The organism is Streptomyces sp. NPDC101234, assembly GCF_044767525.1.
In the GTDB taxonomy this organism is placed as follows: Bacteria; Actinomycetota; Actinomycetes; order Streptomycetales; family Streptomycetaceae; genus Streptomyces; species Streptomyces sasae.
Genome location: NZ_JBIWOA010000010.1, coordinates 105550 through 119130 on the forward strand (window position 1 = coordinate 105550; position 13581 = coordinate 119130).

The 13581-nt window shown below is 72.2% G+C and carries 12 protein-coding genes; 2 read left to right on the top strand and 10 right to left on the bottom strand.

All coding sequences use genetic code 11. The features are described 5' to 3' along the window. Positions 1-46: 46 nt before the first annotated feature. Positions 47-634, top strand: coding sequence for a TetR/AcrR family transcriptional regulator (locus tag ACIRR9_RS19750; RefSeq protein WP_403753301.1), 588 nt, complete (start codon positions 47-49; stop codon positions 632-634). An 83-nt stretch (positions 635-717) separates the two neighbouring features. On the opposite strand, the gene ACIRR9_RS19755 is transcribed toward ACIRR9_RS19750, so the two are convergent. From ACIRR9_RS19755 to fmt, 6 genes are all read right to left on the bottom strand, one after another. Further along, the gene (locus tag ACIRR9_RS19755) at positions 718-1761 is read right to left on the bottom strand and encodes a sugar-binding domain-containing protein (RefSeq protein ID WP_365343029.1); all 1044 of its coding nucleotides are present in this window, start codon (positions 1759-1761) and stop codon (positions 718-720) included. A 78-nt stretch (positions 1762-1839) separates the two neighbouring features. Continuing rightward, on the bottom strand, positions 1840-2526 hold the full coding sequence (rpe, locus tag ACIRR9_RS19760) for a ribulose-phosphate 3-epimerase (protein WP_123978547.1): 687 nt from the start codon (positions 2524-2526) through the stop codon (positions 1840-1842). Positions 2527-2686: 160 nt separating this feature from the next. Further along, positions 2687-3826, bottom strand: coding sequence for a DUF6596 domain-containing protein (locus ACIRR9_RS19765; protein ID WP_365343027.1), 1140 nt, complete (start codon positions 3824-3826; stop codon positions 2687-2689). Beyond that, positions 3819-4241, bottom strand: coding sequence for a YciI family protein (locus tag ACIRR9_RS19770; RefSeq protein ID WP_365343025.1), 423 nt, complete (start codon positions 4239-4241; stop codon positions 3819-3821). The genes ACIRR9_RS19765 and ACIRR9_RS19770 overlap by 8 nt, the downstream gene beginning before the upstream one ends. A 130-nt stretch (positions 4242-4371) precedes the next feature. Further along, positions 4372-5799, bottom strand: a complete 1428-nt coding sequence (locus ACIRR9_RS19775) for an RsmB/NOP family class I SAM-dependent RNA methyltransferase (RefSeq protein WP_403753306.1) — start codon at positions 5797-5799, stop codon at positions 4372-4374. Between the two features lie 82 nt (positions 5800-5881). Then, positions 5882-6814, bottom strand: coding sequence for a methionyl-tRNA formyltransferase (gene fmt, locus ACIRR9_RS19780; RefSeq protein ID WP_403753309.1), 933 nt, complete (start codon positions 6812-6814; stop codon positions 5882-5884). A 424-nt stretch (positions 6815-7238) separates the two neighbouring features. On the opposite strand from fmt, the gene ACIRR9_RS19785 reads away from it, so the two are divergent. After that, complete coding sequence (locus ACIRR9_RS19785) at positions 7239-7793, top strand: hypothetical protein (RefSeq protein WP_403753312.1); 555 nt, start codon at positions 7239-7241, stop codon at positions 7791-7793. A gap of 200 nt (positions 7794-7993) precedes the next feature. Here the strand turns inward: ACIRR9_RS19785 and ACIRR9_RS19790 are convergent, their stop codons facing one another. The 4 genes from ACIRR9_RS19790 to rpoZ form a co-directional block, all read right to left on the bottom strand. Next, positions 7994-10141, bottom strand: coding sequence for a primosomal protein N' (locus tag ACIRR9_RS19790; protein ID WP_403753315.1), 2148 nt, complete (start codon positions 10139-10141; stop codon positions 7994-7996). Positions 10142-10529: 388 nt separating this feature from the next. Continuing rightward, positions 10530-11738: a methionine adenosyltransferase gene (gene metK, locus ACIRR9_RS19795; RefSeq protein ID WP_403753319.1), complete on the bottom strand. Its 1209-nt coding sequence runs from the start codon at positions 11736-11738 to the stop codon at positions 10530-10532. A 236-nt stretch (positions 11739-11974) separates the two neighbouring features. Continuing rightward, positions 11975-13180, bottom strand: a complete 1206-nt coding sequence (coaBC, locus tag ACIRR9_RS19800; protein WP_403753322.1) for a bifunctional phosphopantothenoylcysteine decarboxylase/phosphopantothenate--cysteine ligase CoaBC — start codon at positions 13178-13180, stop codon at positions 11975-11977. A 97-nt stretch (positions 13181-13277) separates the two neighbouring features. Continuing rightward, the gene (gene rpoZ, locus ACIRR9_RS19805) at positions 13278-13550 is read right to left on the bottom strand and encodes a DNA-directed RNA polymerase subunit omega (protein WP_005319902.1); all 273 of its coding nucleotides are present in this window, start codon (positions 13548-13550) and stop codon (positions 13278-13280) included. Positions 13551-13581 lie beyond the last annotated feature (31 nt).

The following is a 13581-nucleotide window of genomic DNA, read 5'->3' on the forward strand; positions in this document are numbered from 1 at the left end:
CCGGTCTGGTCAGTCGTAGACTGGAAGTGTCGAGAAGGTGAGTGGCGTGACGAAGACGTTGAGTGCCAAGGCCCCTACCGCCCGGGAGCGGCTGCTCTCGGCCGCGAACGAGCTGTTCTACGCGGAGGGCGTGCAGTCGGTCGGCATCGACCGGATCATCGAGCACGCCGGAGTCGCCAAAGCCTCGCTGTACAACACCTTCGGCGGCAAGGAACAGCTCATCCGCGCCTACCTCGACTCCCGGCACGCCAAACTGACCGAGCGGCTGCTGCGCGGCGTCAACGGCGCCGACACCCCGCGGGACCGGCTGCTGGCCGTCTTCGACGCACAGGCCGCACTGTTCGTCCAGAACGACTACCACGGGTGCGCCTTCGTGGCGGCCAGCGCCGAGGCCAAGCACGGCAGCGCCATCGAAGAGGCCTCCGACACCTCCCGCGCCTGGGTCCGGGCCCTGCTCACCGACCTCGCGAGGGACGCCGGCGCCCCGGATCCCGAGGCGCTCGGCCGCCAGCTGCACCTGCTGTACGACGGGGGCGGGGTGTCCGCGCGGATGGACCGCGACCCGTCGGCGGGCGCCGTCGCCCGGCAGGCGGCGGCGATCCTGATCGACGCGGCGCTGGCCGACGGTCCGTGACCGGCGCGGCACCCTGATGCCGGCACGCGAAGCGCCGCGGCAGCGTTGTCACCGACGCCGCCGCGGCGATGCCGCGTTCTCCGTCAGGAACCGTCCGGGTCGGAGCGGTTCAGCGTCGACTTGGGCGTGTTGCCCGCCGTCATCAGATAGTCCGCGGCCGAGGTGTCGGTGACGAGGCTGGTGACCAGCCCCGACCTCAGCACCGCGTCGATCGCGGCCGCCTTGCGCTGCCCGCCCGCGATCGCGACGACCTCGGGGATACGGCGCAGCTGGTCGGCCTTGACCGTGATGCACCGCTCCCCCAGGTCCCGTCCGACCCGGCGGCCCTCGGCGTCGAAGAGGTGCGCGGCCATCTCGGCGGCGACACCGAGCGTGGCGTAGTGCGCCCGCTCCTCGTCGCTGAGCATGTCGTGCACCGTGGAGATGCCGGGCTCCCAGGAGCCGATGGAGACACAGGCGACCGTGACCTTGTCGAAGTACTCGAAGGCCCGGGCGATCCCGGTCTGGTTGCGCAGCGCGGCCGCGGTGGCCGCGTCCGGCAGCAGCATCGGCGCGTAGATCGGGTGCGCGTCGCCGCCCGACACCTGGGCGGCGCGCCGGACGGCCTCGACCGAGCCGCGTTCGGAGGTCCCGGCGTCGTACACGCCCGTCAACTGCACCACGGTGCACGGCGGCAGCCGGTCCAGCGCCGCCGCCATGTGGATGGTGGACCGGCCCCAGGCCAGGCCGAGCACATCCCCCTCGTTGACGAGCTCGCCGAGCAGGTCCGCGGCGACCTCGCCGAGGTTCTCCGGATCCGGGGTCTCCTCGGCCTCGGCCGGGGACTCGACCACGACGGCGTGCCGCAGGCCGTAGCGGGCGCGGAGCGCGTCGGAGCGCTCGGCGTCCAGTTCGGCGGGCACACGGATCTCGATGCGTACGAGATCCCTTTCGAGGGCAGTCTCCAGTACCCGGGCCACTTTGAAGCGGCTGACGCCGAACTCCTCAGCGATCTGGATCTTGGACTTGCCCTCGAGGTAGAAGCGGCGGGCCATGGCCGCCGCCTGCACCAGCTCAGCGGGTCCCATCCGCATGGCTGACCGGCCCGCCGACATACCCGACACGGCCATCTCCTCACTGCTGTTCACACTCTGGATACGCCGTTCATCCTTGCAGATCCGGCGCACTTGATCAGCCCTGATCGGAGCCGTTCACGTTCCCGTACCTCAGTGGTCGCACGCCCACGACGCCCGAGCGGTGGCCGACTCCGCCTGGGTGCGTAGTGCACGTACCGCCTCTGCCGGGTCGTTTGCCCCGTACACCGCCGAACCAGCCACGAAAACGTCGGCTCCTGCCTCCGCGCACCTCTCGATCGTCGACGCCGAGACTCCGCCGTCGACCTGCAGCCACAACTCCAGTCCGTGCTTGCTGATCAGCTCGCGGGTGCGGCGGATCTTCGGCAGCATGATGTCGAGGAACGCCTGACCACCGAAACCGGGCTCCACCGTCATGATCAGCAGCATGTCGAGCTCCGGGAGCAGGTCCTCGTACGGCTCGATGGGCGTGGCGGGCTTGAGCGCCATGGAGGCGCGGGCGCCCTTCGCCCGGATCTCGCGGGCCAGCCGCACCGGGGCGGCCGCCGCCTCGACGTGGAAGGTGACCGAGGAAGCACCCGCTTCGACGTACTGGGGTGCCCACCGATCGGGGGCCTCGATCATCAGGTGGCAGTCCAGCGGGATGTCCGTAGCACGGGCCAGGGATTCTACGACCGGCACGCCGAGCGTGAGGTTCGGGACGAAGTGGTTGTCCATGACGTCGACGTGGAGCCAGTCGGCGCCTTCGACCGCCTTCGCCTCGTCCGCGAGGCGGGCGAAGTCGGCGGACAGGATGCTGGGGTTGATCTGCGCGGCCATGCCCCAAGCGTGCCATGCCCTGCCGGGTTGGGCCGAGTGGGGTTCGGGGGTGGTGGGGGTTGTGAGGTCGGTGCGGGTGCGTGGGGGCTGAGCGCGCAGTTCCCCGCGCCACTGAAGGGGCGCGTCCGAACGGCGCCTACTTATAAGCTCTGAACGCCGCCTACTTACAAGCATTGAGTCGGGCGGCCTGGCGGGTCAGGTGGTCTCGTTCCGCGAGGTTGGGGGCCTTGCGGGCTGCCTCCGCGTACAGGCGGGCTGCTGTCGGCCTGTCCCCGGCGCGTTCGTGGAGGTGGGCCGCCACCGCGGTGTGGCGGGGCAGGGAGTCGTCGAGTTCGGCGAGTGCGGCCAGGCCGGCCTGTGCTCCGTCCGCCTCGCCGACGGCGACCGCGCGGTTGAGGCGGACGACCGGGCTGTCGGTCAGGCGTGTCAGTTCGTCGTACCACTCGACGATCTGGACCCAGTCGGTCTCCTCGGCGGTGGGCGCGTCCGCGTGGAGGGCCGCGATGGCCGCCTGGGCCTGGAACTCGCCGAGCCGGTCGCGTGCGAGGGCCGCCTGCAGGATCTCGATGCCCTCCGCGATCGACACGGTGTCCCAGCGGCCGCGGTCCTGCTCGGCCAGCGGTACCAGGCTGCCGTCGGGCGCGGTGCGGGCGGCGCGCCGGGCGTGGTGGAGCAGCATGAGGGCGAGCAGCCCGGCCGCCTCGGGGTGGTCGATCGCGGCCGCGAGCTGCCGGGTGAGCCGGATGGCCTCGGCTGCGAGGTCGATGTCCCCGGAGTAGCCCTCGTTGAAGACCAGGTAGAGGACGCGCAGCACGGTGGCGACATCGCCGGGCCGGTCGAGGCGGACACCGGAGACGGTTCGCTTGGCCCGGCTGATGCGCTGGGCCATGGTGGCCTCGGGCACCAGGTAGGCCCGGGCGATCTGGCGGGTGGTGAGGCCGCCGACGGCACGCAGGGTGAGCGCGACCGCGGAGGACGGGGTGAGGGAGGGGTGGGCGCAGAGGAAGTAGAGCTGAAGGGTGTCGTCCGCCGAGGACGTGGGCCCGGCCGGCGGCTCCTCGTCCACGCGGTCCTCGCGCCGGCGGCGGGCGGTGTCCGCCCGGGCCGCGTCGAGGAACTTGCGCCAGGCCACGGTGACCAGCCAGCCCTTCGCGTCCCGCGGCGGGTCGGCGGGCCAGCTGTGGACCGCCTCGACCAGCGCGTCCTGGACGGCGTCCTCGGCCGCCGCGAAGTCTGCTCCGCGGCGGACGAGAACGGCGAGCACACCTGGTGTGAGGCTCCTGAGCAGGGCCTCATCCATGGATGGTGCACTCCGGGATGGTGGGCGGCGCGGCCAGGAAGGGGCGCACCTCCAGCCACTCGTGGATCGGCCTGCCGCCCGCTCCGGGAGCGGCCGACAGCTCCCCGGCCAGCTCGACGGCGCGTTCGTGGCTGTCGACGTCGATGATCATCCAGCCGGCGATGAGGTCCTTCGTCTCCGCGAACGGGCCGTCGGTGACCGGCGGGCGCCCCTCACCGTCGTACCGGACCCACTGTCCCTCGGGGGCGAGCGCCTGGCCGTCCACGAACTCGCCGGTCTTCTCCAGCCGGGCCGCGAAGTCGTTCATGTACTGGATGTGGGCCGAGATCTCCTCCGGCGTCCACTTGTCCATGGGGATGTTGTTGACCGGGGCCGGGGCGCCACGGTAGTGCTTCAGCAGCAGGTACTTGGCCATGGTGGTTCTCCTCGGTGCTGGTGCGACCCATTGTGGTCGCGTTCACCCCGGGGACGGAGCCGGCGACGGATTCTCGACATCGCCGCCGGACTTTTTCGCGGTTTTCTTTTCCGGCCCGTCAGCCGACCCGTCAGCCGGTGCGTCGGATCAGGGCCAGATACATCGCGTCCGTGCCGTGCAGATGGGGCCAGAGCTGTACGTCGGGACCGTCGCCCAGGTCCGGCACGCCGGGCAGCAGCGGACGGGCGTCGACGAGCTCCGTGTCCGGGCGCTGCTTGAGGACGTCCTGGACCACCGCGCGCGTCTCCGCGAGGTGCGGCGAGCAGGTGGCGTAGCCGACGATCCCGCCCACCCGCACCGAGTCGATGGCCGTGCGCAGCAGGGCGCGCTGCAGCGGGGCGAAGTTGTCGAGGTCCTCGGGACGACGGCGCCACCGCGCCTCGGGCCGACGGCGCAGCGCGCCGAGCCCTGTGCACGGCACGTCCATCAGAACCCGGTCGAACGTGCCGGGGCGCCACGGCGGTCGCGTCCCGTCCGCGGCGATGACCTGGTACGGCCCCGGGTTGCCGCGCAGCGCCTTCTCGACCAGCCCGGCCCGGTGCGGCTGCTTCTCGGAGGCGAGCAGCGCGGCCCCGCGCTCGGCGGCGAGGGCGGCCAGCAGCGCGGCCTTGCCGCCGGGTCCGGCGCAGCCGTCCAGCCACTTCTGGTCGGGGCCGTCGATCGGCGCGTTGGCCAGCGCGAGGGCGACCAGCTGACTGCCCTCGTCCTGCACACCGGCCCGGCCCTCGTGCACGGCCGGGACGGCGCCGGGCTCCCCGCCCTCGGTGAGCCGCACGGCGTACGGCGACCAGCGCCCCGGTACGGCGGCCTCCTCGCCGAGCAGTTCCTCGGCGGTGGCCCGTCCCGGCCGGGCGACCAGCGTCACCTCGGGCCGTTCGTTGTCGGCCGCCAGCAGCTTCTCGATCCCCGCACGTCCGCCGCCCAGCGAGTCCCAGAGCGCGGAGACGACCCATCGCGGGTGCGAGTGCACGACGGCGAGATGGTCCTCGGGATCGTCGTCGTAGGGGGGCGCGACGCGGGCGATCCACCCCTCCAGATCGTCCTGCGCGACCTTGCGCAGCACGGCGTTGACGAACTTGGCCCGGCCGTCGCCCAGCACCACCCGGGCCAGTTCGACGGAGGCGGAGACGGCGGCGTGGGTGGGAATGCGGGTCCCGAGCAGCTGATGCACTCCCAGACTGAGCACGTCCAGCACCGGCGGGTCGACCTCGCGCAACGGCCGGTCGATGCACTCGGCGATGATCGCGTCGTACGTCCCCTGCCGGCGCAGCGTCCCGTAGACCAGCTCGGTCGCGAGCGCGGCGTCCCGTCCGTCGAACTTCTCGGGCCCCTCCTTCTCCCGTGCCTTGCGCAGCAGCGGCGGCAGCACGAGGTTGGCGTACGCGTCCCGCTCGTCCACGGCGCGCAGCGCCTCGAAGGCGAGGATGCGGACGGGGTCCTTCTGGGGACGGCGGTAGGGCTTGGCGGGCTTGTGCGGCCGCCGGGACTGCTCGCTCACGTAAAAGGTGCTCCGGGTACGGGAATGATGCGGCTTCCAGCGTACGCCGGGCACGCCGGAAAGCCGCTGCTGAGAAGGGGGCTCAGGCGCCGAGGGTCTCCCCGGCGCCGATGCGGACGCCGCGCGCCCAGTCGGCGGCCCGCATCGGCTTCTTGCCCTGGGCCTGCACCCAGAGCAGTTCGACGGCGTACGACCCCGTCCCCACGTGCACGCTGTTCTTGCCGACGGCGATCTGGGCCGGCGCGAGATCGGTCCGCTCGGGCACCGGCGTGACGTGGATCAGCTTGAGCCGCTCACCGCGGAAGGTGGTCCAGGCGCCGGGGGCGGGGGTGCAGCCACGCACCACCCGGTCGACACGCAGCGCGGGCGTCGACCACTCGACCTTGGCGTCCTCGACGGTGATCTTCGGGGCGAGGGTGATCCCCTCGGCGGGCTGCGGTACGGCCTTGAGCGTGCCGTCCTCGATCCCGTCCATGGTCGCGGCGAGCAGTCCGGACCCGGCGAAGGCGAGCCGGGTGAGCAGGTCGCCGCTGGTGTCGGTGGGCCGGATCTCCTCGGTGACGGTCCCGTAGACAGGCCCGGAGTCGAGCCCCTCCTCGATGAGGAAGGTGGAGGCGCCGGTGATCTCGTCCCCCGCCATGATGGAGTGCTGGACGGGGGCGGCGCCCCGCCATGCGGGAAGCAGCGAGAAGTGCAGATTGACCCAGCCGTGGGCCGGTACGTCGAGAGCGACGCGCGGCAGAAGCGCCCCGTACGCCACCACCGGGCAGCAGTCGGGAGCGATGGCGGCCAACCGCTCCAGAAACTCCGGGTCCCGCGGCTTGACCGGCCTCAGCACCTCGATCCCGGCCTCCATCGCCCGCTCGGCCACGGGAGAAGCGACCAGCCTGCGCCCCCGCCCGGCCGGTGCGTCGGGCCGCGTGACCACGGCGGCCACCTCGTGCCGCCCGGAGGCGATGAGAGCGTCCAGTGCGGGAACGGCGACTTCGGGGGTACCGGCGAAGACAAGCTTCATGGGCGGCTGAGGGCCTCTCGGACGGCATCACTTACGGGCAACGCACAAGTCTATGCCGCATCCCCAAACCAACCCCCCAGCCCGCAACCCGCAACCCGCCAACGACGAACCACCCCCACAGGTCGCTCGACCTCTCAGCCAACCGCAAACGGGCGGTGCGCGGGCGGGAGAACCAAAACGGAAAGCCGCCGACGGTGAACCACCCCCACAGGTCGCTCAACCTCTCAGCCAACCGCGAACGGGCGGTGCGCGGGTGGGAGAAGAATCGGGTGGTGCACAGCGAGCCACCCGGCGTACGCATATGCCCATACGCCCCCACACCGTGACCAGCGGAGCGCCCACGCGTTGGTCAAGACAGAGTTGACCACAACGGGCCGCATACGCGCGGCCCATTCCTTTCACCGCCGGTTCGAGAGGCTTGTTCATGGCCGACCACGCAACCCACGACGCCCAGGCCCGGGCCAGCCTGCACTTGTTGGTGCGGGACATCGAGCGGGTCCGCCGCCAGGTGGACGCACTGCGCACGCTCACCGCCCAGTTGGGCAACGTCTACCGCCCACGCCGCTCGGGCCCGTCCACGGGCTTCGTCGTCTACGGACGCGCCCCCGCCCCGACGGTCCGACTCGCCCAGGAACTCCGGGACAGTGTCGAAACCCTGGTCACGGCCGCCGTGGACTTCGACCGCTCACTCGGCTTCTCGTGGGACGCGGTCGGCTCCGCGCTCGGAGTCACCAAGCAGGCGGTGCACCGCCGTTACGGCGCCCGCCGCGCCACGCCCCAGGCGGCGCCCACCGAGGCCGAACTGACGGGGGAGCCGTCGGGCACCCGCACGATCAATGTGGGCCCCGGCCTGCCCGGCCTGCCCACCGTACCGACGGTCCCGGCCGCCCGCTCCATGCCGACCCAGCCGACCGCGGGCAGCCCCACCCTCCGCGACGAGGCGAGGCCGACGGCCTTCCCCGGCCCGCGCAACGGCTGACGCACCCAACGGCTGACGCACCCAACGGCTGACGTACTCAACAGCTGACGCACGCATCGACAGACGCCCCCGCTACAGCCGATCCGCACCACGGGCGCCGAAGGGTTGTCCCGCCCGCCCTCCGCCCTCCCGGCAAGCATCCGGGAGGGCAGCCGTAGACGCACCCGTCTCCCTTCCCCGCACCGGGTCACACCCCGCTGTCAGCCGATGTCGGGCGGGTCGACCCGCACCCGCACCGCCTCCCCGCTCCCCCGCGCCATCCGCGCGGCCTGAGCCGCCTTCAGCGCGGTCGCGAGCGCAGCGCCGCTCCCCGGCGGCACCCGTACCAGCGCCCGCTCCCAGTGCTCCCCGGGTGGCGGCGCACCTACCCGCCGGGGCGCCCCGGCCCGCACCACGGGCAGTGGGACCGGCCCCAACACCTCCGCGTCCGAGGGCAGTTCAGTCGCGCCGAGGAACTCTGCCAGCGCCTCGGCCGGGCCCGACACGGCCGCCATCCGCGACACCGGCGGGAAGCCCAGCTCGGCCCGCTCGCCCAGCTCGCGCACCGCGTGCCCGACCGGGTCCCACCGCACCAGCGCCTGCACCGGTCGCAGCGTCGGCTCCGCGACGACGACCACGGTCCCCCCGTCCCCCTGCGGCCGCACCAGCGCTCCCGCCGCGAGCCACCGGCGCAGCGCGTCCTCACCGGCGCGCAGATCCGGCCGCCCCAGCATGGCCCAGCCGTCCAGCAGCAGGGCCGCCGCATAGCCGCCCTCGGCGACCGGTTCGGCGCCCGGTGTGCTCACGACCAGTGCGGGCGCCCCGGGCACGGTGTCCAGCACATGTTCACGCCCGGAGGTCCGTACCGGCACGGCGGGAAAGGCCCGCCCCAGTTCCTCGGCGGTCCGCCGGGCCCCGACCACCTGGGCGCGCAGCCGGAAGCCGCCGCACTCGGGGCAGTGCCAGTCGCGCTCCTCGCGTCCGCACCATCCGCACCGCAGCACCCCGGCGTCCTGTGCCTCCAGCGGTCCGGCGCAGTGCCGGCAGCGCGCGGGTGCCCGGCACCGGTCGCAGGCCATCCGGGGCACATAGCCGCGCCGGGGCACCTGCACCAGCACCGGCCCGTGCCGCAGCCCCTCCCGGACGGCCTGCCAGGCGAGCGTCGGCAACCGCGCGGCCCGTGCCGCCTCGTCCCGCGCGAGGTCGCCGTCCCCCACGGTCCGCACCAGGGGCGCGGCCTGTCGTACCTGTTCCCGCCCTGCCACCAGGGGGCGCGCCCAGCCGTTCTCCACGAGCTGTGCGGCCTCCACCGTGCAGCTCCAGCTCCCCAGCAGGAAGCCGCACCTGTCCAGCGCGGCGCGCAGCAACAGGACGTCCCGGGTGTGCGGCTGCGGGGCGTGCGGCTCGCTGTGGCTGTCGTCGCCGTCGTCCCAGATGGCGACGAGTCCGAGGTCCCGTACGGGCGCGAACATGGCCGCCCGCGTGCCCACCACCGCCCGCACCGACCCGCGACTGACGGCCAGCCACTGCGCGTACCGCTTCTCGGGGCCGGCGTCGGCGGTGAGCAGCGCGTGCCGCCCCGCTCCGAGAACCTCGGTCAGCGCGGCGTCGACCCGCGCGGCGGCTCGCCCGTCCGGTACGACGACGAGCGCGCCGCGTCCTGAGGCGAGCGTGGCGGCGACGGCCCGCGCGAGCTCCTCGCTCCACCCGGGCCCCGGCAGCGCGTTCCACACCGCGCGCGGCGCGCCGCCGGAGGCCAGCGACTCGATGAACGCGGCCCCTCGCTCGTACCGCGCCCAGGAACCGGCGTCCGGCACGGACGGGGGTGGCAGCGGCTCGGGCGACGGGCGTTTCTCGGCCCGCGCGCTGCGCGGCGGCACGGCCAGTTGCAGCACGTCCGCGAGACTTCCCGCGTACCGGTCGGCGACCGCCCGTGCGAGCCGCAGCAGTTCCTCGCTCAGCACGGGCTCGGGCGACACGACCTGGGCCAGTGCGGCCAGCGGCCCCGGGTAGTCGGACTCGGCGAGCCGCTCGACCAGGAACCCGTCGATGAGCCCGCCGCCCTCCCGGCGTCCGTCCCGCACCCGGTGCCGCCCGGCACCGAACCGCACCCGCACCCGCACCCCCGGCTGCGCGTCAGCGTCCAGCTCGGCCGGGACGGCGTAGTCGAAATACCGGTCGAGATGCAGCACGCCCTTGTCCACGAGCACCCGCGCGACCGGCAGCCGCTCGGCGAGCGCGGCCCCCCGCCAGGTACGCGGCTTGGCCCGGGGCGCCTTGGCCTCCCGCACGCTCTCCCGGATGAGCGCGAGCTGTTCCGGCGGCGCCCCTCCGGCGCCGCCGCTCCCCTGCCCGTTCTCGCTGCTCACGCTTGCATTTTTACCAAACGCCACTGACAACGGCCGGGCCACGGACCGGCGTTCTGTCACCGCCGCCCACTGTTCACATACATGCCCACAGGTTCAGGTCATTGACCCGGAAGATCAGCCTCCCTAATCTGCCCATCTACGTGACTGCAATTCACGTACATGTACGAAGCGGGAGACAGCGATGTCAGACGTGGCTGTGGCAGGAGCCGAACACCGGGCGGTCGGCGACGCACCCCTCACGGCGACCGCGGCGGACGCCGACACGGAGCAGCCGCGCGTGGCCTAGGGGCGGACCGGTCGATCCGTCGGCCCCACACAACGTCGTCGGCTCCCGTCACCACCGAGCGGTGGTGACGGGAGCCGACGTCAGTCGTACTGCTTGCCTGCCTCAGAGACCCGCGGCGTTGCGCAGGGCCTCCACGCGGTCCGTGCGCTCCCAGGTGAAGTCGGGGAGCTCACGGCCGAAGTGGCCGTACGCGGCGGTCTGGGAGTAGATCGGGCGGAGCAGATCGAGGTCGCGGATGATCGCGGCCGGGCGGAGGTCGAAGACCTCGTCGATCGCCTTCTCGATCTTCTCGTGGTCGATCTTGGCGGTGCCGAAGGTCTCGACGAAGAGACCGACGGGCTCGGCCTTGCCGATCGCGTACGCGACCTGGACCTCGCAGCGGGACGCCAGACCGGCGGCCACCACGTTCTTGGCGACCCAGCGCATCGCGTACGCGGCGGAGCGGTCGACCTTGGACGGGTCCTTGCCGGAGAAGGCGCCGCCGCCGTGGCGGGCCATGCCGCCGTACGTGTCGATGATGATCTTGCGGCCGGTCAGACCCGCGTCACCCATCGGGCCGCCGATCTCGAAACGGCCGGTCGGGTTGACCAGGAGGCGGTAGCCCTCGGTGTCGAGCTTGATGCCCTCGTCCAGCAGGGCCTTCAGCTCCGGCTCCACGACGAACTCGCGGACGTCGGGGGCGAGCAGCGACTCCAGGTCGATGTCCGAGGCGTGCTGGCTGGAGACCACGACCGTGTCGAGGCGGACGGCCTTGTCGCCGTCGTACTCGATGGTGACCTGCGTCTTGCCGTCCGGGCGCAGGTAGGGGATGGTGCCGTTCTTGCGGACCTCGGAGAGCCGCTTCGACAGGCGGTGCGCCAGGAAGATCGGCAGCGGCATCAGGGTGGGCGTCTCGTCGGTCGCGTAGCCGAACATCAGGCCCTGGTCGCCCGCGCCTTGCTTGTCGAGCTCGTCCTCGTCGCCCTCGACGCGGTTCTCGTAGGCCGTGTCCACGCCCTGCGCGATGTCGGGGGACTGCGCGCCGATCGAGACCGAGACGCCGCAGGACGCGCCGTCGAAGCCCTTCTTCGACGAGTCGTAGCCGATCTCGAGGATCTTGTTGCGGACCAGCGTCGCGATGTCCGCGTACGTCTTGGTCGTGACCTCGCCGGCCACATGCACCAGGCCGGTGGTGATCAGCGTCTCGACGGCGACCCGGGAAGTCGGGTCCTCGCGCAGAAGCGCGTCGAGAATGGTGTCGCTGATCTGGTCAGCGATCTTGTCGGGGTGACCCTCGGTCACGGACTCCGAGGTGAACAGGCGACGGGACACAACGCTCCCTGGGGTTGCAGCGGCTGCTGGCTGATCATTGGCGGACGACGGGGGCTGCACCCGGGCGTCGTCCGAGAACAGTTTATCGGTCGCACTCTGCCGCGGCCCACGTGTCTCGACACTCGGGAGTGCTGTGACCTGCGGCACGGGCATTCTGCCCAATGGCCGGCGGCCTTGGCCAGTGCCACCGGGCCGCAATGTGGGCTCCGGAGAAGTTGACATATGACTGAAAAAAGTTAACCCAAACGGGCCGCGACCAGGTCCCACACTATGTCGGCCAAGGCCTCCTTGGGCCCGTGCGGCACAGGCGTCTCGCTGCCGTCGGCGCCCAGCACCACGGCCTCGTTCTCCTCCGAGCCGAAGGTCTTACGCTCCCCCACCTCGTTCACCACGAGCAGGTCACAGCCCTTGCGGGTGAGCTTGGTGCGTCCGTTGGCCAGGACGTCGTCGGTCTCGGCGGCGAAGCCGACGATCACCTGTCCGGGCCGCGCCCGGTCGGCCGAGATCTCCGCGAGGATGTCCGGATTCCGCACCAGGACGATCGGCTCGGGATCCTGGTCGTCCTTCTTCTTGATCTTCCCGGCCGCGTAGACCGCGGGGCGGAAGTCGGCGACGGCGGCGGCCATCACCACGGCGTCGGCGTCGGCGGCCGCCTTCAGCACCGCCTCGCGCAGCTGTACGGCCGTGCCGACCGGGACGATGTCCACACCGGCCGGGTCGGGCAGGCCGGTGGTGTTCGCCGCGACCAGGGTCACCCGGGCGCCCCGCGCGGCGGCCGTGCGCGCGAGGGCGTAGCCCTGCTTGCCGGAGGAGCGGTTGCCGAGGAAGCGGACGGGGTCGAGGGGCTCGCGGGTGCCGCCGGCGGAGATCACGACGTGGCGGCCCGTGAGGTCGGGTTCGGTGACGCCCCGGGCCAGCACCCGGCGGCAGGCCTCGAAGATCTCCGCCGGGTCGGGCAGCCGGCCCTTGCCGGTGTCGACGCCGGTGAGGCGGCCGACCGCCGGTTCGATCACGACGGCGCCGCGGCGGCGCAGCGTGGCCACGTTCTCCCGGGTGGCCGGGTGCTCCCACATCTCCGTGTGCATCGCGGGGGCGAAGACGACCGGGCAGCGGGCGGTGAGGAGGGTGTTGGTCAGCAGGTCGTCGGCGAGGCCGTGGGCCGCCTTGGCGAGCATGTCGGCGGTGGCGGGGGCGACCACGACCAGGTCGGCGTGCTGGCCGATACGGACGTGCGGGACCTCTTCGACGTGGTCCCAGACCTCGGTGGAGACGGGGTTGCCGGAGAGGGCGGACCAGGTGGCGGCGCCGACGAAGTGCAGCGCGGAGGCGGTGGGCACGACCCGGACGTCATGACCGGACTCCGTGAACCTTCTCAGCAGCTCACAGGCCTTGTAGGCGGCGATGCCACCGCTGACCCCCAGCACGACCTTCGGCTTGCTCACCGGTCCTCCACTCGTTGCGTCCACGGCTCCATGACACACCACAGGCCCGGCAGTCGTGCGCCGGGCCTGTGGATAAAGCAACTGCAAAATGAAAGTACTACTGCGCCGGGCCTTCGATGGCCTCGGAGGTCAGCAGACCCGCGTTGATCTCGCGCAGGGCGATGGAGAGCGGCTTCTCGTGGACGTGGGTGTCGACGAGCGGACCGACGTACTCGAGGAGGCCCTCGCCGAGCTGCGAGTAGTACGCGTTGATCTGACGGGCGCGCTTGGCCGCGTAGATCACCAGGCTGTACTTCGAGTCGGTGGCCTCGAGAAGCTCGTCGATCGGAGGGTTGATGATGCCCTCGGGCGCGGTGATGGAAGAGGACACGCTCTGCCTTCCGATGGATGGGAAAGATTCA

Bases quoted from the DNA above. Each gene is read 5' to 3' on its own strand.
- ACIRR9_RS19770 (WP_365343025.1), bottom strand. From the start codon at position 4,241: ATGGCCAAGTACCTGCTGCTGAAGCACTACCGTGGCGCCCCGGCCCCG.
- ACIRR9_RS19785 (WP_403753312.1), top strand. From the start codon at position 7,239: ATGGCCGACCACGCAACCCACGACGCCCAGGCCCGGGCCAGCCTGCAC.
- rpe (WP_123978547.1), bottom strand. From the start codon at position 2,526: ATGGCCGCGCAGATCAACCCCAGCATCCTGTCCGCCGACTTCGCCCGC.
- fmt (WP_403753309.1), bottom strand. From the start codon at position 6,814: ATGAAGCTTGTCTTCGCCGGTACCCCCGAAGTCGCCGTTCCCGCACTG.
- ACIRR9_RS19765 (WP_365343027.1), bottom strand. From the start codon at position 3,826: ATGGATGAGGCCCTGCTCAGGAGCCTCACACCAGGTGTGCTCGCCGTT.